This is a genomic window from Shewanella corallii (assembly GCF_023349125.1).
Taxonomy (GTDB): domain Bacteria; phylum Pseudomonadota; class Gammaproteobacteria; order Enterobacterales; family Shewanellaceae; genus Shewanella; species Shewanella corallii.
In genome coordinates, this window is record NZ_JAKIKT010000003.1 from 16,632 (window position 1) to 38,411 (window position 21,780).

Below are 21,780 nucleotides of genomic sequence, written 5' to 3' on the forward strand. Positions count from 1 at the left end.
TCGCGATTTCCGTGCTTATACAAAGGGATCCATATTGGGCAGACCCAGCATAACGCCGCCATGGGCACGGGCGTACGCATCGGTATTATTAGCGATATGGCCCCGGGCCTGATTAATGTCACGGAAGACCCGTTCGATGGGGTTTCCCCGATACAGGCCGGATGCAGCGCAGGCACGCAGCAGGTCATCCACTCTTTCGGCACAAATCTTGGGCACACGACTGGCCTGGGCTCGCTGCAGCAATCTCTCTTCGACAGACATGGGGTCGTCATTGCGGATAGAGTCGACGATGCGGCCATAGTTGCGGATTAGCACCAGTTTGAGCTGATCAGCCTCTATCATGGCTTGAGTCACTGCCATCTGAGCATTGGGATCTTCCGCAGTCTTGGAGCCATGTTTACCCACGTGGGCACCGGCGCGAGCTCGAAACTCTTCAATGGCGCCGTCCAGTGCACCAATACAAGCCGACGATACAGCACGCTGGAACACCTGAGTAAAGGGAATTCGATACAGCCAGCCCGGGTTGGTCTCACGGCCGGGACACCCGTTATCTGAGTGATTGTTGGTACGCTGAGTTCTGTGCTCAGGTACAAAGGCATTTTCCACCGCTATGTCGTGGCTTCCTGTCCCCAGTAACCCATGGACGTCCCAATTCTTTTCAATCTTGAAGTCTGACTTGGGAAGCAGAAAAGTGACATGCTCCAACTCATCACCACCCTCCTCTTTGGGCAACATGCCGCCGAGGAAAATCCACTCACAATGCTCACAGCCACTGGAGAAACCCCAGCGACCGTTGAACTTATAGCCACCTTCAACCTTCTCTGCCTTACCTGTTGGCATATAGGTAGAAGCAATCAGGGTAGAGTCATCAGCTGACCACACATCCTGCTGCGCTTTTTCGGGAAACAAAGGCAACTGCCAGTTGTGCACACCAATCACCCCATAGATCCAAGCAGTGGACATACAGCCGCTGGCAAGAATCATCTGCACCCGGTAAAACACACGTGGATCCAGCTCATAGCCGCCCCAACGCTGAGGTTGCAGGATACGGAATAATCCGGCATCAGCGATCGCTTTAACATTAGCCTCAGGCACCTTGCCTTCCCTTTCTGTTTGAGCAGCACGCTCACGCAGCTCAGGCACCAGCGCTTTAGCCTTGGCAATCAATTCCAGCGCCACATCATTGAGATACTCTTCCGTGGTCGACAGGGCCACATTATCCAGCTGAATTCCCATATTGCTCTCCTTGGTCCACCCCGTCTGTGGCGTGGATTGTCTTGCTTTTTGGATGCTTCCGAGAATTTCACAGCCCCTCAAGTCACTCATCGTCAAAATGGACTAACGCGGCTGAAGCGCCTAAACGCCTAACCTTTACGTTAACTACCCCCCCTAAAAATCCCTCCTGTCCGTTTGGACGATGTTGCACCGGGTGAAGGCGGAATAATGAGCCCAAGACCCATAGAAGGTTGCGACCAGAGCCAAACAGCTTAAGTCTCCTTTGAATAGGGGCACGCCTGATGACAGGCAATAATAAAAACAAGCCAGATGAGCCCGGTTCTTTGGCACAACAAGACTATTGCAAACCTCAGGTTTGACCTGAGCAACACAGGGGAGGTGTTATGCGAACAACACTGGCCATAGGGATCTCTTTGGCGGTGGCGGCTGCAGGCGTTTTCGCCTTCTCGCCCCGTCATTCAGCCCCACTCGCCCCCACCCGTATCCCGGTGGACAATATGAATATCACCAGTCTGCACTCAGGTTCAGCGGGTATTATTGCTGCAGGAGAGTTAGGACATATCCTGATTTCCAAAGATCAGGGTAAATCATGGCAAGCTGCCAGCATCGATAATCAGCGCAATGCACTAATCACCCGAGTCCGTTTCTCCGATAACGACCATGGTCTGGCTATTGGTCATGAAGGCTGGATATTGAAAACTCAGGATGGTGGTGAGAGCTGGAATGAGATCAGCTTTGGTGAGTTTGGTAGCACGCCTTTATTATCACTGGAAAAACAAGCTGATGGTGATTGGCTCACTTCTGGGGCCTTTGGCTACTACCGAAAATCATCTGATAGCGGGTCCAGCTGGCAGGATCTGCCGCCACCTCAAGGCCTGGATTGGCACCTGAACAGCATGATTCCTGGAAAAGATGGTCAAACCTGGCTGCTGGCGGGTGAAGCCGGTACCTTGCTGCGTTCCGACGATAGTGGGGACAACTGGCAAACCGTTGACCCTTTTTATGATGGCTCCTTTTACGGCGGCCTGCATCTGGGTGGAGAACGTTGGTTGGTGTACGGCATGCGCGGCAACATTTTCCGTTCAGATGATAATGGCCATAACTGGCAACGCCTCAACTTCAATATCCCGGTCTCCCTGTTTACCCATGAAGTAATGCCTGATGGCGAACTGCTGTTGGGTGGACAAGGCGGCTTTGTCATCAGCACCCGAAACCAGGGAGATAGCTTTAACATTATTCGTCGTGGCGGCCGCCTGGCCATTACAGATATCCATCCTCTTGGATTGGATGAATTACTACTTGCAAGTGATAAGGGCCTGCTCACTCATGGGCTCACATCCAACTCCAGTCAAAATAGTTCAAAGCAAAACACAACAATGGACACCCACAAAAATACCCAGGACGCCATAAAGCCAACCGCAAAAGCTGAGAAAGCAGGAGTATGATATGAATCAATTTCAACCCAGCAGAACCCAGCTCCTAGTCGACAATATTGCACACTGGCTTATCAGCTGGCGTAAACCTCTGGGCGTGATGTTTATGTTGCTGACCATATTGCTTGGTTATACCGCAACCCAGACCCGCTTTGACCCGGGCTTTACCAAACTTATTCCGGTTGAGCACCCATACATGCAGGCGTTTATGGACCACAGCGCCAAGTTCACCGGGACCAACCGCATCATGATTAGCCTGAGCTGGAATGGTGAGGGCGACATCTATAACCCAGAGTTTCTCAGCCGTCTTCGCACAGCCACCGATGAGGTGTTCTTTACGCCTGGCGTTAACCGGGTAACAGTGCGATCACTGTTCTCCCCCGAAGTGCGCTATATGGAGGTCACTGAATTTGGCTTTATGGGCGATGTGGTGATCCCCTCTCGCTTTACTGCAGATAAAGAGGGCCTGGCCCAGGTACGCAGTAATGTTGCCAAATCCGGTCAGGTGGGCAACCTGGTGGCCAATGATCTCAAGTCAGCCATGGTGCAGGCAGAGCTCTTGGATATAAACCCGGAGACGGGTGAGAAAACCGACTACGCGGAAGTTGCCAAGCATCTGGAGAAGATCCGCTCAGATCTTTCAGGTGCCGGCGTTGATATTCAAATTATCGGCTTCGCCAAGGTGATGGGAGACGTAATGGATGGCCTGGAGACAGTGCTGCTGTTTTTCCTGGTAGCCTTTATCATTACTCTGCTGCTGCTGTGGCACTACAGCCTGTCTATCAAGCTCACTCTGCTGGCCATCACGGTTGCTTTGCTGCCGGTTATCTGGCTGCTTGGCATTTTGCCCCTGATTGGCTACGGCATCGACCCAATGTCGGTGCTGGTGCCCTTCCTTATCTTCTCCATCGGCGTTTCCCATGCTGTGCAGATGACCAACGCCTGGAAGCTGGATGTACTTGAAAATCATGACCCGGAAAAAGCAGCCGCCAATGCGTTTCGTCGCCTGGCCATTCCGGGCACTGTTGCCCTGCTCGCCAACGCCCTTGGTTTTATGGTGATCATGGTGATCGACATTCCTATTGTGCATGAGCTCGGTGTTACCGCGTGCCTGGGTGTTGCTCTGATGATTATGACCAATAAGATGTTTATGCCGATTGTGCTGTCACACCTTAAGCTTGAACAGATGGCGCTTAGGCATGAGAAGCAGCACGAACAGGACAATGACAACAACAAACACAATCTGTGGTGGAAACTGTCGGCACTGGCAACGCCGGGGCCAGCCAAAATCTCAATCACAGTGATGTTGTTATTGTTGGCATTGGGTACCTGGCAGTCACGATCGCTGCTGACCGGTGATGTGGGTACCGGTGTGCCTGAACTGCGCGCAGACTCCCGCTACAACCTGGATAACGACACCATAGTCAATGACTATTCTATTGGTATGGATGTGCTGTCGGTTTACGTCGAAACCCGTAATCGTGAAGAAGCCTGTCTGGATTGGGAGATAATGAACGCGGTTGACCGCTTTGATTTCCATATGCGCGGGGTCGATGGCGTGCAGTCTGTTACCACTACCGCGGGTATGGCTAAACTTTATGTCTCCGGCAATAACGAAGGTAACCCGCTGTGGCGTACGCTGCAACGCAGCGAACAGTCGCTGGTCGCTGGCTCTCACGCCGCTCATCCTCAGTTGGGTATGAATGATAACGGCTGTAAAACCATTAATATGATGGTGTATCTGGAGGACCATCAGGATGCGACACTAAAGCATGTGGAAGGCGAGATCCTTAATTTTATTGATAATGAGCAGCTGACCGACGCCAACTTCCGTCTGCTTGGGGGCAACGCCGGCGTGGCCACTGCCACCAACCAGGCCGTGGAAAAAGCTGAAGTACAGATGCTTATCTCCATCTTCGGTGCCATCAGCCTCTTGTGCTGGCTGACCTTCCGCTCTATCAAAGCGGTACTCTGTGTCATCCTGCCTTTGGTGCTGGTGTGTATCCTGTGTAATGCCCTGATGGCCCTGCTGGGGATCGGTCTTAAGGTAGCTACCCTGCCGGTAATCGCCCTGGGCGTTGGCGTAGGTGTGGATTATGGCATCTATATCTATGAACGCATGCAACATGCGCTGAACAGAGGCACCCCACTGCGCCAGGCCTTCTATGAAGCGATGCAAAGCCGTGGCACAGCCGCAGTATTTACCGCAGTGACCATGTCTATTGGTGTGGGCACCTGGGCCTTCTCGGCTCTCAAGTTCCAGGCAGATATGGGCATACTGCTGGCCTTTATGTTCCTGGTAAACGTACTCGGCGCCATCTTCCTGCTGCCGGCACTGGCCTGTATTTTTGATGTGGGTGCGGTGAGACTGAGTAAAGAGAAATCCAGCAAGAGTGCAGACACAAGTGATACTAGTGCCGGTACCGTAACACCTGAACTAGCCCGTGAAGGCGGAAATTAGCCCTGCTGTGTCAATTGCATAAAAACAAAGCCGCGCGGAATTCACTAGAGCGCGGCTTTTTCATTTAAACCAGACATGCATAGCGCCGCTTCAATCCCTACCCATTTATGCCTGGCTTCAACATCCAGGTAAAGTGGGTGGTGGGGCTGATAATAGCCTTCCGGCATCCTATACCTGAGACCGGCAGCCCTGAGTTTGTCATCTTCGGCTTTGGTGACCTGACGCACATGATAAAGCCTGCCGATGAGTTCAATCACCCTGGCAGCATTCAGGCGCTCTTCGGCATTTGATATGTCAGTGGCATTTGATATGTCGGTGCCACTTGATAGATCGCTATCCTTGGATGTGTTGGCCCTACCGTCCTTCGTTTGCAGCTTTTGCAACTCCTGAAAGATCACCGCCATTGGCACTATATGCTCGAACACTCTAGGCAGTTCAGGTGCCTGTGCCGCCGCTTTTGATAAAGGTGCAGATTTCTTGTACCTGTCCAATGCCCTTTGATTGTTTTTGGTGACATGCCCATAGAGGTGACAAAACACGCCGTTGATGGGCTCGCGGTAGGATGCGGAGTCGTCAATGCCAGCTTCAAGCATGACGATGATGGCGTTGGCGTAGCCCAGTGCCTTGGGATCCAGGTGATTCATGTACTGCATCTGCCAAAAGTCGCTGTCAGTCTTTGCTATAAATCCGGTAAAAGGTATCCACCGTACGGCGAATATGCGCTTGCAGCCACTCCTGGCCGGGCATCCTGTGGCCCAGAGTGGCCTTGGATTGGAGATCTAATCTCAACAAAGCCAACAACTGCGAGCATGCTATATCGGCATCGGTAATTGCCAGTTTTTCACTGACAGGGGCACTGGTGAGAAACGCCACCAGGTTCTGATGAATACGTGCAGGACCGCTGCGCCAAAATATCTGGCCGATCTCGCTTTCGTACTGATGAAATTCAGTCAGCACTACCCGGTATAACCCCAGAATCGGGTCCTGACACAACCCCTCAATATACTGACGCCCAAACCGGCAAAGCACAGAGTCAATATCGGCTTCATCCTCACCCTGAAAATCAAATATCTTCTCAAAGCTCTCCATATGGCTTTCGAGCACAGCCAAAAACAATCCCTCTTTGTTTCCAAAGTACTTATACATGGTTTGTTTAGACCCGCCGGTAATACTGACCACCTGATCCAGCGTGGTATCACGGTAGCCCTGCTCCAAAAACAACCTGGTCGCAGTATCAATAATGGCTTGCCGCTTTTGTATGGTCGATGGCCGCATCTGTATGAAGTCTCCGGTAATTTGGCTGCGTCACATAATATCACCTGCAAGGCAAAGCACAGAGATGCGCTGTTGCGAACAGCCGATAAAATGATCTCATTGCGCGTTATCGTACTGTACGGTACAGTATCGCGATCTTCCCGACAAGTCATGCCCGGATCCTTCTGGCTTAGCGAGGGATTCGGGCCCTCTCCTTGTATTTTTCAGGAATCTTAAATGAAACGCATACTGCCTGGCTTGCTTTTGGTGGGTGTTGCCGCCACCGCGATCAACTGGTATTTGAACCACAAAGATGTTGTCACCACAGACAATGCATATGTAAAGGCCGACATTACCCTGCTCTCGCCTGAAGTTTCGGGCCAGGTAGCCAGGGTATTGGTCAGCGACAACCAAAAGGTCAATGCCGGCGATCCCCTGTTCACCATCGATGATGCGGACTTTATTGCCGAGCGGCAGATTGCACAGGATGCCTTATCTGTGGCGGAATCAGCACTTATCAGCAATCAAACCCAGCAGGCTCTGCAAAAGCTCAAGGTGCAACAGGCTCAAAGCCAGATTGAAGCCATGAATGCTCAGCATCAATTGCAGCAAAATGAGCTTAAACGGTATCAGGCTCTGCTGAAAACCAATTCTATCAGTCAAACCCAATACGATCTGCAGCGCACCCGTGCTGTTGAGGCCAAAGCTGCATTGGACACGGCAAATATTGCTTTATCTGCAGCCAAACAGGAAATAGATATCCTGAATGCCCAAAGGCACCAATTAACGGCACAAAAAAACCAGGCTCAGTCAAAACTCGCTTTGGCAGAACTGGCGTTGAGCCGCACTGTCGTAACCGCCCCTGTCAGTGGCACTATTGCCAACCGCCAGGTTCAGGTGGGCAAATTTGTTCAACCCGGCATGGGCCTGATCACCTTAATCCCCGATAACATCTGGCTTGAAGCCAACTTTAAAGAAACCCAATTGACCGAGGTGAAACCAGGGCAATCAGTCCAATTGGCGCTGGATATCTATCCTGATCAGCCCATTACCGGCAAGGTCGAGTCAATCACACCGGCCACCGGTGCCCAGTTCAGCATGATGCCGGCGCAAAATGCCACGGGTAACTTTGTAAAGGTGGTACAAAGAGTTCCGGTAAAAATCACTCTGGATATCCCGAAATCTCTTGAAGGCAAGGTATACCCTGGTCTGTCAGCCAACGTATCAGTGGTCACCCGGGGATAGTTGATGAGATCACAATTCAGATTGATGCTGCTTGTAATCCTGGGCCCGACGCCATTTGGTATTGCAACCTCTTTGTTTGGTGTCGCCAGCGCAGAAATGGCGGCAACGGCCGGCCTCTCTTTGGATGAAATGAGTCTGGTCAATATCCTGTTTATGACCAGTCAGGTGCTGGGGTTTATTGCCTGTGGCCTGCTTATCAGAGCGCAGGGGCTTGTCACCACCATTAAGCTGGCGCTTTCTGGCGGCACTGTAGCAGCAGTGCTGCTTGCCAATGCCAGTAATCCACTGTTGATAACTATGGGGTGGAGCTTAATGGGATTGAGTGTCAGTTCAGTGATGATCGGGATCACCCAATTAGTACTGGAGCACTGTGACTACAGGGAGATGACGTTAATGGCTGCTTTAATGCTGGTACTGACTACCCTGGCTCCTATGGGTCTGTATCCCTGGCTGTTGGCCAGCATCACAGCTGAAATGAACTGGCAACTATTGGCGATTCTGGTTGCGGTATTTATGCTGCTGGCATTGCTTTGGCTCCTTCGTCAGTCTGATAAACTGACAACGTTAACCCCAGCTGACTCAAACCCGGTGCCCGAACGTTCGCCCTGGCAGTGTTATCTGGCACTGTCCAGCAGTACTGCACTGATGGTGTATCTGCTGATGCGGGGCGAATACTACAACTGGTTTGATACCGGGCTTTACACTTTACTCTGGGCTGCTGCGCTGGTGCTCCTGGCTATCGGTTTTGTGTTCAGATCCAAAGGCAAAAACTGTGGGACTCAAAGCGACAAGTTGCTTAAAGATTTTAAGTTCCTGGTGTTCGTCTATAACGGTTTTCTGGCTGGCTTTGCGGTTATGGTCAGTGGCAATTTGTTGATTCAGTTTCTACAAACATTGTTAGGCTATAACCATATCAATACAGGCTGGGTGCAAGTCATCAGCTTTGCCACCATGCTGCTGGGCATGCTGCTGAGCGTATTAGCCTGCAATCAAAATCGGTTTCCGGCAGACGCACTGACACCCATTGGCGTTGCTATGATTTTGGTTTCTGTGTGGATGATGAGCGGGATGACGACTGAAGTGGGACCGGACAATCTGTTTCTCCCCATGTGTCTGCGGGGCCTCGGCGTTGGCCTGTTAAATGTGTCGGTCACCATAGCGGTATTTGCCTATATCATACCAGGGCAAAGAACCGAGGGACTGGTGCTGTTTTATCTTATCAGAACCTTTGGCGGCATTATGGGAGGCGCGCTGTTTGGTTGGTTAATGCAGTGGCAAAAGCATCAGATGACCCTGGAGTTGTCCAACGTGATGACAGCGGGAAAGTCCAGTATACAAAGCGTGGTCAGTCAGGTCTCAGGCCAGCTTGCCAGCTCCGGCTATCTACCAACAGACGCGCTGATTTCAGGACAGATGCAACTTCTGGTTAAAGGTCAAAGCGCCAATCTGGCACTATCAAACGGCCTTATTTGGTTTATTGGCTGTATAGGCATTATGGGCCCTATCCTGCTTGTCGGTAAAAAGATCGCGGCAAAGCCTTAACATCCTTTACAACGCCCCAAGGGCTAGTGTTTCAGCTCGACATTCAGGTAATTTCCGCAGCAAGCGATAAACTCACTAGCCTGTTGCGGGGAAGCCTGACGAATAATACGAATTTACGCGTACGATGGGACCTGAACCATCGCCGGATAATGCTGACGATTGGTGTGGTTCGCTTGCAATTGCCATCCAGTAACTAGGTCCGGCGGGCAATCTTCCCCAACCAGGCAAAAGTGTTACGGCCCTGCCAGCGTTACGCTGGCTCAGCCTGGCTTTGTTTGGATTGATTAAACATATGGACCAGATCCTGTTTAATCACTTTATTGGAAGCATTGACAGGCATGGCATCCAACACTCGCACGTACCTGGGCACTTTATAATTGGACATGCGTTCCCGGCACCATTGAATCATTGAAACTTCATCGATGGCGTGTCCCGGCCTTAATACCAGGCAGGCACATCCGACCTCCCCCATACGATCATCCGGCACACCAATGACAGCGCTTTGGGCAATAGCCGGATGCTCCGCCAACTGAGCTTCAATTTCAGCCGGGTAGCAGTTAAAGCCACCGACGATAAACATATCCTTAAGCCGCCCGGTAATTTTCAGATTACCTGCGCTGTCGAGCTCACCCAGATCCCCCGTATGCAGCCAGCCATCACTGTCAATGGTTTCAACGGTTGCTTTGGGGTTATCAAAATAACCCTGCATAACATTAAAGCCACGAATGCAGATTTCGCCGGTTTCACCGGCAGGCAAAATAGTCCCCTGTTTGTCCAGAATCGAGACCTCAGTACCGGGAATCGCTTTGCCACTGGTGCCCGCTATGATTTCTGCACTGTCCTGCGGATTGCAGATAGTCGCTAAACCGCCACATTCTGTTAAGCCGTACGCCGTGGTGACCACCTCAAAGCCCAACTCCGCCCGCATACGCGAGATAAGTACCGGAGGTATGCTTGATGCGCCTGTAGATGCCACCCTCAGACTGGATAGATCCGTATTACCCAGCTCAGGATCCGCCAGCAGAGAAAGGTAAAGAGTCGGTGGCCCGGGTAACACACTTACCCTATCCGATTCGATTCGCTTAAGTACCTTTTTGGCGTCAAACACCTGTTCCGGCAATATGGTACAGCCCGCAAGCAAGCAGGCGAGCCAGCCAGCCTTGTAACCAAAGGCATGAAAGAATGGGTTGACCACCAGATACCTGTCACCTGCTTTTAAGCCGAGTATCGTCACGAATTCACTGAAGGCCTGCAGACAAGCTGAGTGTCTGCTCATGACGCCTTTAGGTTTCCCTGTGGTGCCAGAGGTGAACATCAGATCTGACAGATCATCTCCGGTTACCGATGCAGCTCTGTTGATTGCCACCAACCCGGCGATATCTGCTCCATTGGCAATAAAGTTGTCCCAGCCGATAATCCGGTCGCAGGCGGGAGCTTGCCTGTTGCTCATCACCACTATGGATTGCAATGATTCTGGCCACACAGGGTTAAGGGATGCCGGATAATCTTTATCCAGAAAATCACCGACTGACAGCAGCAGCTTTGCACCACTTCGACTTAGTACATCGGCAGCTTCTGCCGGTTTCATCCTGGTATTAAGAGGCACCAGCACAGCGCCAGCCATCTGTAAGCCAATGGCAGCTATCACCCAGCGGCTACAATTGGGCGCCCACACTGCTACCCTGTCTCCCTTCTCAATCCCCGAAGCGATCAAGGCCCTGCACACACTCAGGCACTCTGCGGGGAGCTGGTCATAGGAGACTGATTCGCTCCCGTCTTCAATAGCAGGTAAATCACCATAGCGCCGGGCTGCATCGAATACCAAAGCCGGAATGGTTTTAATTGGGTTGGTGGATAAATCGCTCATGAATTACTTAGCTCCCTGCTGTTTACCCGGCTTACGCCACACTTTGGTGTTGCTCTGATGTGTCAGCTTCACTGGCTTGCGAAGCGATGTGATTGGCGGCGATATAGCCAAAGGTCATGGCAGGCCCAAGTGTGGCACCAGCCCCAGGATAGCTGGTTCCCATGACAGAGGCTGAGCAGTTACCTATGGCATAGAGCCCTTTTATAGGACTGCCACTCTCACCTATTACCCGGGCATACTCGTCTGTCAGCAAGCCACCTTTTGAACCTATGTCACCGGCGTCCATACGCATGGCATAAAAAGGACCTTTGTTGATGGGGGCCAAACATGGGTTGGGTTTGACATTGCGATCGCCATAGTAGCGGTCAAATACATTACCCCCCCGGTCAAAGTCTTCATCGACACCGGTTTGGGCAAAATGATTCATTTTGGCGACGGTATCTTTAAGCCCCGACGCGCTGATGTTAATCGACGAAGCCAGCTCATCCAGTGAGTCTGCTTTCCAATACAAATTATTGTGCCAATCTTTGGGTAACCGACTGTCCGGCATAATCTGTCCCGGCATCAACGGCCCCATTGCGTAGTTGAATCTGAAGCTGGCATCGAAGATCACCCAGGCCGGTATCGATTTGCCGCCGGACGCCTGATGATTGCGGTACATGGCATCGCCAAACTCCAGATATGGCGCGGCTTCATTAAAGAAGCGCTGGCCATTGCCATCCACCACTATGGCGCCGGGAAAGGCACGCTCGGCAAACACGCCTCTGGCTTTATCTTCACGTGGTACACTGATGGTTGGAGCCCACCAGCACCAGTCCAGCAGATCGGTCGCAGCACCCAGCTTTTGCCCTGCAACCAGAGCAGCCCCGGTATTGGCATTCGGTGGCGTTGCACTCCACTCCTTGCGGCTGGGTTTAGCCAGATACTTATCTCTGAGCATTTGGTTTTGCTCAAAGCCACCGGACCCCATGATCACCCCTTTGCGGGCATAGATGGTTTGTTCGCCCTGTTGCGTGGTTACCCGAATGCCTGCGACTTTGTCATTCTCCATCACAAAGTCGGTAAAGTCGGTATTGAGCCACAGGGGAATATTTCTGTCTCTCATTGATTGACGCAATGCGGCGACTAAAGACCCTCCCAGGCCTGCACGTTTATCACGTCGGGTTTTCTTACGCTGTTTAAAATCGAATTTATATCTGAGCATGAGTTTGATAAGCATCCAGCGCCAACCGGACTCTCGAGCCATGGCTTTATGAGCATCTCTTGCAGTCCAGGCAATTTTGCCCATCAATAAGGTAGAAGGAGACGCCTTGCGCTGGTTTTCGACCTCGTCGCCCAACACACTGGTATCGAACAGCTCTGGGTCCAGAGTTCTTCCCCCGGGCAACGCCCCTTCCAGATGCTGATAGTAGTCCGGATATTTTTCGGCAACTGCGTAACTTACCCGACTGTTCTCTTCAAGATAACGGATCATCTCGGGCGCATTATCCAGATAGGCTTTCAACCTCTCCGACTCCACTCGTCCTCCGGTGGAATGTTGCAGGTACTGCATCGCAAGCTCATGGCTATCTTTGCCACCTTTGTTGCGGAAGTAGTGATTATTGGGGAGCCAGATGCCACCTCCGGATAAGGCTGAGGTACCGCCATACTTGTCCGTTTTTTCAACGACTAAAACCGATTGGCCTTTATCTGCGGCAAACACTGCAGCGGACATGGCGCCAGCTCCTGAGCCGACGATCACTACGTCATAGATTTGCTTGTTGTGACTTGCACTCATTAATGAACCCCGATTATTGGCTGACCCCTGCCTTGCAGGTTTGTTGGTTATGCCGATAATCGCCTGTCATATCCCGTCCCTCATCGTCGAAGCGGACTAGCTCAACAGAGCCTCAGACTATTCATCAAAAATTTTGATAACAAGACAACAAAAAAGAGCCCATGCAAAACACAGACTCTAATATCGATGCATTTCAGCCATCAAGTACTCAGGTAGTAAAAGCCTGTTTCAATTGACTGCGGAGCAATTTACCCGCTGGGTTACGTGGTAAATTCTGCTCCAAAATATGAATTTTAGACGGGACTTTATAAGCCGCGAGAATGGCAGCGACATGAAGTCTGAGGTTCTGCTCACTCACAGATTCCCATGGAGATACCGACACAACGGCGACCACAGCTTCACCGGTTTCTTCATCGGGCACACCAAAAACTGCAGCCTCCCGGACGGCCTGATGCCGAAGCAAACAAGATTCCACCTCTGCTGCGGCAATCTTCTCACCAGCGCGGTTAATCACATCCTTCAGACGGTCTACGATATACACAAAGCCATTATCATCCAGATAGCCGAGATCGCCTGTATGCAGCCAGCCGTCTCGCATGCAGTCGCGGGTGGCAGCATCATCCCCTACATAGCCGTCCATCAAGGTGACACCCCGCAGACAAATTTCGCCATTTTGGCCAGGAGGTAACGGGTCCCCAAGAGGGTCTGCCACCATCACCTCCATCAATGGGGAGATCATTCCTGAGCTTTTGGGGTGCATACGGAACAGATCGCCGGAGATAGCAGAGCCAACGCCATTAGTCTCTGTCATACCAAAGCCTATGCCCACCATCTGTTTGGGCAGCTTATCCATCACCAGCTCAACCAGAGTGTCCGGCAAACCGGCGCCGCCGAAGCCCAGACCCGAAAATCCTGCCAGGATCTCATCACTGAAGAACTCCTGGTCACGAAGCAGTTGCATCACCATGGAAGGCGCACCGTTAAACTGAGTGACCTCTTCAGCCTTCATGGTGTTGATGGCATCCTGCGTATTCCACTTATGCATAAACACCAGGCGACGACCTGTTCTTAAAGCCGTTAACAGTTGTGCATGCAGACCACTGACATGAAACAGAGGAACAGCGGTCAGGATAACCGGCGCTTTGGCCTGCGCCATAATGTTTTGCACTATCTCAGGGGACGTCATGGCGGAAATCGCCGAGATATAATCTATGTTAAACAGCGCCTGACATACAGCCAATTGGCTCGACAGCACCGCCTTTGCCCGGCTGGTCGCCCCTGAAGTAAATAGAATAAGGGCAGGATCTGAGTCGTTAAGCCTGGGTATGGCGAGCGGGACATCGCTGACATGATCAGACACTAGATCCTGATAATGGAATACACCGCCTGATTGACGCATATGGTCATCCACCATCAGGGTGCGACAGTCGATATCTCCCTCCAACCGGGTATATCTGTCCAGATCGCACACCAACAAGCGAGGCTCAATATCATTAAGGGCGGCCGTCAACTCCTCTTTCTTACCGAAGCTATTCAGTGGAGCAGGTACAGCGCCAATACGGGCTGCGGCACAAAATGCCGCCACCCATTCTGGACGGTTGCGACATGCTATCGCGATAGGATCCCCCGCCTGGACTCCCTGTGACAGCATCCAGCGCCCAAGAGCATCCATCTCCTGAAAAAAGCGCTTAAAGCTCCACCTGTCATCGCGATATACCAGAAAGCAGGCATCATCGTCCCGTCTGGCGGATTCGATAACCTCCGCCAGGCTCCGGGGGGCATTTTTGTATCTGGGCAGTTTGACGCCATCCTGCTCTGTCATGCTGAGTTCAAATGGGGAACCGGGCGCAGTCAGCTGGGCCTTAACCTCCATAGCTCTTGCAATTGCATCCATGACAATACTCCTGATTTATTGAGTCTTTTGGTCTTGTTGTCGTAGTTTTATATATTGTTCGCCGTCCTGTTCTCGGACGTTATTTTTCTCAAGCCTTGCGGCATCGCAAAGATAGTTCAGGTGTGCCTGGGTCTCTCCCAAAGCCAACATCTTCTCAACCGGGCCAAGCTTGCGGCTGCTTAGCTGCCGGTTAAACATCACCTGCATTGCCTGCCATAGGGTCAATCCCTGCAGGGCTGCAGACTCCAGCAAGTCTAAATGGGTATGATGATGCTCAATCAAGGCCCGACTTCTGGGCTTTATTCCCCTGAATACCGGCCCATGGGCTGGCAGTACCAGGGTATCCGCCGGAAACTGTTCAAGGCGGTCAAGCGACTTAAGCCATAGCGCCAGCGGGTTGGCGTTTGGTTCAATCTCATTGACCAGTACATTTGAGCTGATTTCGGGCAGCAACTGATCACCGGCCAACAAAATGCCGTCCTGTTCACACCAGAGGCAGGCATGCTCGGGAGAATGCCCCTCCCCAATGACAACCTGCCACTTTCTGGCACCGATCGCCAATTGCTCACCCTCCCGCAGGCGGTTGAAAGTGTTTGGAAAATGACCGACAAAGGGATCTTTTACCACGGCTTTGATAATGTCTGTTATCTCTTGCGGCGGAACCCCGCCAACCTGGTAGAAACGGGTGAGTTGCTCAACCATGTCAGGATTTCTTTGGGCGCCAACACTGCGCATAAAGAAATACTCGCCGAAACTCATGTAAAGGGGGATGTTGAACGTCTGGGTTAACCAGGGTGCCAATCCGGCGTGGTCATAGTGAAAATGGGTACAAATAAGCCCTTTCAGCGGCTTGCCCTTTAGCTGAGTGTCCACCAGGGTTTGCCATAGTTTTTTAACCTGATCGAGCTGCAAACCAGTATCGACACCGTACCAACCATCGTCATCTTCCAGCAGATACACATTGATATGGTTAAGCGCCATCGGCATGGGCATCCTCGCCCAAAGCACGCCAGGTACGACTTGCTGCACTGAAGCATCCGCAGCCGGTACCGGAAAAGGGTATTCCAACATTGCTGCCTGTCCTTTTACCTGTTGCAACGGCTCCCCCTTTACTGTGAATGCTTATTCCTGAATGTGTTCATAAGAATTCATTCACCGGCCAGCCAATACGTCCAAAAGGACGATGATGGTTTTTTTGTGGACGCTACCTTCAGAAGCAAGCGTGTAATCCCACAGGTTTTTCACGGACAAATTTTACGGACTTTCCAATCCCTGAATACTTGCCCCTTAACTGCAATCGTTCCGGGTTTAAGTCCCGCCGGTCACCCCGGCTATAACAAAGGAGCGAACCATGCAGTCGTCCAACTCATCCATTCCCAATTGGCGTAAGCACACTACGCTGGTGTTGCTGGCGTTGGTATATGTCTTTTCTTTTATTGATCGCAATGTTATTGCCATTGTGCTGGAACCTATCAAGCAGGAGTTTGGTGCATCAGATACCTTGATGGGCCTGCTGACGGGCCTGGCCTTTGCGGTCTTGTATGCCGGATTAAGTCTGCCCCTGGGGCGGATGGCTGATAACGGCGCCAATCGTCGCAATATGGTGGCCATTTGCTGTGGAGTGTGGAGTTTCGCCACCATGGCCTGCGGCATGGCCCAGCAGTTCTGGCAGATGATGCTGGCACGCATGACAGTAGCCGTGGGTGAAGCGGGAGGCATGGCGCCTTCGGTCTCCATGGTTTCGGATCTCTATCCGCCTCACCGCCGCTCGCTGGCCATGAGCGCCTTTATGCTCGGCCCTCATATTGGCTTGCTGGCCGCCATGGTGCTTGGTGGCTGGATTGCACAAGAGTATGGCTGGCGTTCCGTGTTTATCTGGTTTGGTGCCCCGGGCATTTTGCTGGCAGGTTTACTGCTGCTCCTGGGTAAAGAGCCGGGACACGGCGTGTTTGACAAACATAAAGGCGATAAAGACAGCCGCCCCTTTATGACCCAGCTTAACGGCATTATCCGTGTACAGGGCTTTGGCTGGATTGCCATGGGTTGCGCCCTTGCCGGCATGGCGGGTTATGGCTATGGGATCTGGGCACCGACCTTTATGGTGCGCAATTATGATATGTCCCTGGCTCACGCTGGTATCAGCTTTGGTGTTGCCGGCGGTATTTTTGCTGCAGTGGGCTCGATTTTTGCCGGTATTTACTGCGACAAGTTAGCCAATAAAGACGCCAGATGGCAGGTATGGATGCCGATGATAGGCATAGTGCTGAGTCTGCCCATGGGCATCGCTTTTCTGATGTGGCCGGCCGACGCGATTTGGATGCTTGGCGATCTTGTCGTGCCTCACGCCATACTTTTTGCTGCAGGTTTCAGTTTTTTTGCATCCTGGTGGCCCAGCCTCTCCTACGCCGCCGTCAGCCATATCATGACCAGTCGCCAGCGTGCGACAGGCGCCGCCGCGCTGAATCTGTTTTTGACCCTGTTTGGCGCGGGTCTGGGACCTATGCTGACCGGCACACTCAGCGATCTCTTTGGTGAAACCGATGGACTTAAATTTGCCCTAATCGTCACCCTGTCATTCCTGTTGCTGTCTGCCTGGTGTTACTGGCGGGCTGCGACGCCTTACACCCAGCGTATGGCCAACCTCGAGGGCAATACCCCACAAACATCAACTGACTCAGGCGATGCGGCTGAGCCGGAAATGAATACTCAGGGCGCCGCTGGATAAGCGCCCGCTTAAGCCAATAAGGAGAACTATATGGCGACTTCACAAGATTATCGTATGGGTGATTTCACCTTCCCAAGAGGCTGGTTCATGATTGCCACCTCGGAAGAAATTAATACCCACAAGCCACTGGCTATCCGCTATTTTGGGCGCGATTTTGCCCTGTATCGCGGTCGCGCCACTGGCCGTGTGGTGTTGTTGGATGCTTATTGCCCCCATATGAAAACCCATCTGGCGGCCGAGAATGATACCTCCTATGTGATTATTGATGGCGGTGGTACCAATATCGACGGTGATGGCATTCGCTGCCCATACCATGCGTGGCGCTTTGGTCCTGATGGTCAGTGTGATGATATTCCTTACCATGATGGCCCCATTCCCAAGACCGCCTGTGTCAAATCCTGGCCTGTGGTTGAAAGTCTTGGCGCCATTTGGGTCTGGCACGACCCGGAAAATGGTGAACCCGAGTGGGACCATCCATCACTGCCCCAGTGGGATGATGAAGCCTGGGTACAGTGGCAATTCGACCACCTGGGCATGCTGGAACACCATCCACAGGAAGTGATCGACAATATCTGTGACTATGGCCACTTAAGCCCGATTCATGGCTCTACTGTGCAACGTTATGAGAACGAGTTCAGCGGACATTACGCCATTCAACGTCAGTGTGGTCCTCACCGGACCCTGGTTGGCGATGATGGCGTCAGCCCAGTGCTGCATACTGACACACGCTATCATGGTCCAGGTGTGCTGATCTCTCATCTAACCGGCTACTATGAGTCAATTTTGATGATTACCCATACCCCTGTGGAAGATGGCTCGGTTAAAGTGTGGCACGCGCTGTTGGTCAAGTCCCCTTATGGCAATGACAAGGCAACTGTGGAAGATACCATTGCCGCCCGTCAATTCCAGCAAGCCAGTCGACTGGCGTTTGAGCAGGATTTCCAGGTGTGGATGAATAAAGCGCCCTGCCTCAACGGCCTGTTTATTCCAAGTGATGGGCCCTTTATGAAAGCCCGTATCTGGTATAAACAGTTTTATAACCCAAGAGAGCGTAAAGCTGAGTATCTGGATAAATGTGAAGGCACTTATGTGCCAAGAGGGATTGAGCCTTATACACAGGGCTAAGCTTGAGTACAGACGCCCCAACAGTGATATAAAAAAACGCCGCAATTGCGGCGTTTTTTTATATCACTGTTGATTTACCCTGCGGTATTTCCTGAAACAAACTCGCTGTTATCCTGTGGCTTGATATTTAAGATCTCATTCACCTGTTGCACAGTGGCCTCAAACAGTAATGAAAGCTCACGGTACCTGTTGGCAACATCATTCGACTGCCCCTTCTTCGCAATGCTCTCCAACTCTTTGGCCTTGGTGGCCAGGGGACCCATTGAAAGATTGGCGGAGGCACCTTTGATGGTATGACTGATAGCCACTATGGCATCAGCATTTTGAGCCTCCACCTCAACTTCAAGCTGAACCGCCAAAGAGGTCATCTCATCCACAAACGCAGCGAGTGTTTCGCTTAATAACTCCCTGTCACCCATAAAAGTTTTAAGGGCTGAATCCAGATTAAACATGCAAGGCTGATCCATCGTTTTCCCTTCATAAGCAACTACGGGTTGTGCATTAGCTGTTGACCCATTAACCCCAAGATACTTGCTGAGTGTAATACCCAGTATGGGGATAGACAGGGGCTTGCTGATATAGTCGTCCATTCCTGCCGCCAGGCACTTCTCCCTGTCTCCCTGCATCGCATTGGCAGTTAACGCGATCACAGGTAAATCTCGCTTACCCTCTCCGGCGTCCCCCATCCTGATCGCCTGAGTGGCGTGATAGCCGTCCATCACGGGCATCTGACAGTCCATCAGAACCAGGTCAAAATCAGTGGATTCAAGCACTGCCAGAGCCTTTTCTCCATTGGCTGCAATCAACACCTGTTGAAGCCCCAATTTCTTCAACATTCCCTTGATCACGATTTGGTTAACCTTGCTGTCTTCCACCAGCAGAATCTTATATTTGTTCTCAAAGTTAACGATAGCTCCTTCGCTTGCAGGATCTCCGGCAAGTTTGCCTTTTAGGCAGGCCTCTATCACATGGAGTTGCGCAGGACGGGTACTCAGATGGATCTTATTGCCAAATCGTTCCGACGCCTCCAGCACCTGCTTGTGGGACATAACTGCCATGACATTACTTCCCAGGTTGGCCACCCCAACCAACTGCTCGAGAAGAGCTTCGATATCAGTAGGATGCAAAGGAACGCTGCAGATCAAAGATGACGGCGCATTTTCAATATCATTGAATATACTCATGTCACGCACTTGAGTATCTGCTCCCCAGGAATTGAGCAATACCCGAACCTGATCGTCATCAAAGGCTTGTTCCCGCACCATCATAATTTCCTGGTCAGCAAGACAAGGGGGCCATAGTTCATCACTCTGTTGAGGTGCCTCTTCTACTTCAATATGGAAAGCAAAGACACTGCCTTTTCCCGGCTGACTACTGACTCTGATATCTCCACACATCAACTGACAAAGACGCTTCGCAATGGAAAGTCCAAGTCCAGTTCCGCCAAAATGGCGGGTGGTAGAGGAGTCAGCCTGAACGAAGGGTTGAAACAACATGCCCTGATTTTCTTCATCTATACCTATGCCGGTATCTTCCACTTCAGCCCTCAGCCTTAGCCGACCATCATATTCAGTGACATTGACCGAAACCTTAACCCACCCCTGTTCGGTAAATTTAATGGCATTACCAATCAGATTACTCAGGATCTGACGGATCCGGGTAGGGTCACCCTTAATCCAACGACTATCCACTGCTTTCACATCCAAGACAAGCTGAAGTCCCTTCTCTTCGCTTCTCATTGCCAGTGGTTGAATAACGTCGTCAAGTAACTGAAGGAAATCGAACTCTGTCTTGTCTATGACGAACTTGCCGGACTCTACTTTGGAAAAATCAAGAATATCATTAAGTAAAGTCAGAAGAGCATCGGCACTGGATGATGCCACCGACACATATTGTCGCTGCTGGCGGGAAAGCTCTGTCTGCTCCAACAAGGATAAAATTCCCAATACCCCGTTCATCGGTGTGCGTATTTCATGACTCATACAAGCGAGAAAGTCTGCTTTGGTTCGCGTCGCTTCCTGAGCTTTCTCCGTCGCCTCTGTGAGCGCCCAGTTTTTAAATTCCATCTCTTGGGCGTAAAGCTCAATTTTATGTTCATTTGCCTTAATATGCGTCATATCCTCAACGCACATAAAGAAGCCATTAACATCCTGATGTTCATCCAGATCCGGCACATAGGTAGATTGCAAAAACACCTGGCCTGTATCAGCTTCTTCAAGCTGAGATTCAAATACCTGAATTCGCCCTCTGAGGGCTCTTGAAATGTGGGGGCGGATAAGTGTTTCAAGCTCCTGAGGCATCACGCTGGCAAGGTCTTTACCCAGTACCTGAGCCTCTGATTTTCCAAGCCATTGAAGCAACCTGCGATTAACGAAACGAAGCTTCAGCTCACGGTCTACATAAGCCAATTGTACCGGGATAACGTTGGTGACTTTATCGATATAGTGACGGGACTGAAGCAGCTCTCTTTCCCCAATTTGGCGTTGGCGTATTGCGTTGTTATAGCTGTCAATCATCAGTCCAAACTCATCGTTGGAACGAAAGTCGATGGTGGCTTTGGGGTTTTTGCTGATTTGAGTTCTGATACTACGAATAGGTTTAAGTACCACTTCACGCTGAATCAAAGGGTTTACCAGCAGAATTAAGATAAAACCGATTGCCTGAATAATAATAAATTCAATAAGATCAGATTTAGCCTGCCGTTCCATCAGGTCAGTGTTGTAGGCAATATACACTTGATATGGCCTGAGTCTCTGCTCCTCAGGCGACACCCAAAACAGTTGATGAGCCTGATGCATTACCCCTTGAGCCTGATCCAGCAGAAACTCCTGATTCTGCTTTACAGACTGTTCAAAAAGCCGGCTTACCTTGTTATCAAACGCAAAGTCCCTGCTACGTCCAATAAATTGACCATTACTGTCTGCTATCACAGTATCGCCTGAGAGAATACTCATACGTCTGATGGTAGACTTGGCTGCCAAAGCTCCTACCACTCTCTGCAAATCAGCGACTTCTGCTTTCGCTTCCAGAGAGATATTCAGCGTGCTGAGTACATCAGCTATTTCGGCCCTGGCCTGATCTTCAATCCTGTTTGCCAGCACGTTGTAATAGGAAACCGTGACCATCAGGCAAACCATAATGCTCAGGGTAATATTGGCAACATTGAGTTTGACGCCCAAAGAGCGTCTGAATCTGGCTTTGGCGTTACTGGTCTGCATCCC

General features: G+C 51.3%; 14 protein-coding genes. 6 read left to right on the forward strand and 8 right to left on the reverse strand.

What is annotated here, in order from left to right; genetic code table 11:
* Window positions 1-15 precede the first annotated feature (15 nt).
* Complete coding sequence (locus L2725_RS09160) at window positions 16-1,236, reverse strand: acyl-CoA dehydrogenase family protein (RefSeq protein ID WP_249248694.1); 1,221 nt, start codon at window positions 1,234-1,236, stop codon at window positions 16-18.
* 383 nt (window positions 1,237-1,619) lie between these two features.
* On the opposite strand from L2725_RS09160, the gene L2725_RS09165 reads away from it, so the two are divergent.
* Together L2725_RS09165 and L2725_RS09170 are read left to right on the forward strand one after the other, a co-directional pair.
* On the forward strand, window positions 1,620-2,681 hold the full coding sequence (locus L2725_RS09165; protein ID WP_249248695.1) for a WD40/YVTN/BNR-like repeat-containing protein: 1,062 nt from the start codon (window positions 1,620-1,622) through the stop codon (window positions 2,679-2,681).
* Window position 2,682: 1 nt separating this feature from the next.
* Complete coding sequence (locus L2725_RS09170) at window positions 2,683-5,130, forward strand: efflux RND transporter permease subunit (protein ID WP_249248696.1); 2,448 nt, start codon at window positions 2,683-2,685, stop codon at window positions 5,128-5,130.
* 44 nt (window positions 5,131-5,174) lie between these two features.
* Here the strand turns inward: L2725_RS09170 and L2725_RS09175 are convergent, their stop codons facing one another.
* Both L2725_RS09175 and L2725_RS09180 read right to left on the reverse strand, forming a co-directional pair.
* The gene (locus L2725_RS09175) at window positions 5,175-5,774 is read right to left on the reverse strand and encodes a hypothetical protein (protein WP_249248698.1); all 600 of its coding nucleotides are present in this window, start codon (window positions 5,772-5,774) and stop codon (window positions 5,175-5,177) included.
* A gap of 25 nt (window positions 5,775-5,799) precedes the next feature.
* Window positions 5,800-6,405 (reverse strand): TetR/AcrR family transcriptional regulator, encoded by a 606-nt coding sequence (locus L2725_RS09180; protein WP_249248700.1) that lies wholly within the window; start codon window positions 6,403-6,405, stop codon window positions 5,800-5,802.
* A 216-nt stretch (window positions 6,406-6,621) separates the two neighbouring features.
* Here L2725_RS09180 and L2725_RS09185 point away from each other — a divergent pair, with 216 nt between their 5' ends.
* Window positions 6,622-7,629 (forward strand): HlyD family secretion protein, encoded by a 1,008-nt coding sequence (locus tag L2725_RS09185; RefSeq protein WP_249248702.1) that lies wholly within the window; start codon window positions 6,622-6,624, stop codon window positions 7,627-7,629.
* 3 nt (window positions 7,630-7,632) lie between these two features.
* Window positions 7,633-9,171, forward strand: coding sequence for an MFS transporter (locus tag L2725_RS09190; protein ID WP_249248703.1), 1,539 nt, complete (start codon window positions 7,633-7,635; stop codon window positions 9,169-9,171).
* A gap of 250 nt (window positions 9,172-9,421) precedes the next feature.
* Here the strand turns inward: L2725_RS09190 and L2725_RS09195 are convergent, their stop codons facing one another.
* The 4 genes from L2725_RS09195 to L2725_RS09210 form a co-directional block, all read right to left on the reverse strand.
* A complete protein-coding gene (locus L2725_RS09195) occupies window positions 9,422-11,038 on the reverse strand; it encodes a FadD3 family acyl-CoA ligase (protein ID WP_249248704.1) in 1,617 nt (538 codons plus the stop codon).
* Between the two features lie 31 nt (window positions 11,039-11,069).
* Complete coding sequence (locus tag L2725_RS09200) at window positions 11,070-12,815, reverse strand: FAD-dependent oxidoreductase (protein ID WP_249248705.1); 1,746 nt, start codon at window positions 12,813-12,815, stop codon at window positions 11,070-11,072.
* Window positions 12,816-13,023: 208 nt separating this feature from the next.
* On the reverse strand, window positions 13,024-14,709 hold the full coding sequence (locus L2725_RS09205) for a class I adenylate-forming enzyme family protein (protein WP_249248706.1): 1,686 nt from the start codon (window positions 14,707-14,709) through the stop codon (window positions 13,024-13,026).
* A gap of 15 nt (window positions 14,710-14,724) precedes the next feature.
* Window positions 14,725-15,780: an MBL fold metallo-hydrolase gene (locus tag L2725_RS09210; protein ID WP_249248707.1), complete on the reverse strand. Its 1,056-nt coding sequence runs from the start codon at window positions 15,778-15,780 to the stop codon at window positions 14,725-14,727.
* Between the two features lie 280 nt (window positions 15,781-16,060).
* Here L2725_RS09210 and L2725_RS09215 point away from each other — a divergent pair, with 280 nt between their 5' ends.
* A complete protein-coding gene (locus L2725_RS09215) occupies window positions 16,061-17,434 on the forward strand; it encodes a spinster family MFS transporter (protein ID WP_249248708.1) in 1,374 nt (457 codons plus the stop codon).
* A gap of 30 nt (window positions 17,435-17,464) precedes the next feature.
* Window positions 17,465-18,559, forward strand: coding sequence for an aromatic ring-hydroxylating dioxygenase subunit alpha (locus tag L2725_RS09220; RefSeq protein WP_249248709.1), 1,095 nt, complete (start codon window positions 17,465-17,467; stop codon window positions 18,557-18,559).
* A gap of 74 nt (window positions 18,560-18,633) precedes the next feature.
* Here L2725_RS09220 and L2725_RS09225 read toward each other — a convergent pair whose 3' ends face one another.
* On the reverse strand, window positions 18,634-21,777 hold the full coding sequence (locus tag L2725_RS09225; RefSeq protein ID WP_249248710.1) for a hybrid sensor histidine kinase/response regulator: 3,144 nt from the start codon (window positions 21,775-21,777) through the stop codon (window positions 18,634-18,636).
* Window positions 21,778-21,780 lie beyond the last annotated feature (3 nt).

Bases quoted from the DNA above. Each gene is read 5' to 3' on its own strand.
- L2725_RS09195 (WP_249248704.1), bottom strand. From the start codon at position 11,038: ATGAGCGATTTATCCACCAACCCAATTAAAACCATTCCGGCTTTGGTA.
- L2725_RS09220 (WP_249248709.1), top strand. From the start codon at position 17,465: ATGGCGACTTCACAAGATTATCGTATGGGTGATTTCACCTTCCCAAGA.
- L2725_RS09160 (WP_249248694.1), bottom strand. From the start codon at position 1,236: ATGGGAATTCAGCTGGATAATGTGGCCCTGTCGACCACGGAAGAGTAT.
- L2725_RS09175 (WP_249248698.1), bottom strand. From the start codon at position 5,774: ATGAATCACCTGGATCCCAAGGCACTGGGCTACGCCAACGCCATCATC.
- L2725_RS09205 (WP_249248706.1), bottom strand. From the start codon at position 14,709: ATGGATGCAATTGCAAGAGCTATGGAGGTTAAGGCCCAGCTGACTGCG.
- L2725_RS09215 (WP_249248708.1), top strand. From the start codon at position 16,061: ATGCAGTCGTCCAACTCATCCATTCCCAATTGGCGTAAGCACACTACG.
- L2725_RS09200 (WP_249248705.1), bottom strand. From the start codon at position 12,815: ATGAGTGCAAGTCACAACAAGCAAATCTATGACGTAGTGATCGTCGGC.
- L2725_RS09180 (WP_249248700.1), bottom strand. From the start codon at position 6,405: ATGCGGCCATCGACCATACAAAAGCGGCAAGCCATTATTGATACTGCG.
- L2725_RS09170 (WP_249248696.1), top strand. From the start codon at position 2,683: ATGAATCAATTTCAACCCAGCAGAACCCAGCTCCTAGTCGACAATATT.
- L2725_RS09185 (WP_249248702.1), top strand. From the start codon at position 6,622: ATGAAACGCATACTGCCTGGCTTGCTTTTGGTGGGTGTTGCCGCCACC.
- L2725_RS09165 (WP_249248695.1), top strand. From the start codon at position 1,620: ATGCGAACAACACTGGCCATAGGGATCTCTTTGGCGGTGGCGGCTGCA.
- L2725_RS09190 (WP_249248703.1), top strand. From the start codon at position 7,633: ATGAGATCACAATTCAGATTGATGCTGCTTGTAATCCTGGGCCCGACG.
- L2725_RS09210 (WP_249248707.1), bottom strand. From the start codon at position 15,780: ATGTTGGAATACCCTTTTCCGGTACCGGCTGCGGATGCTTCAGTGCAG.
- L2725_RS09225 (WP_249248710.1), bottom strand. From the start codon at position 21,777: ATGCAGACCAGTAACGCCAAAGCCAGATTCAGACGCTCTTTGGGCGTC.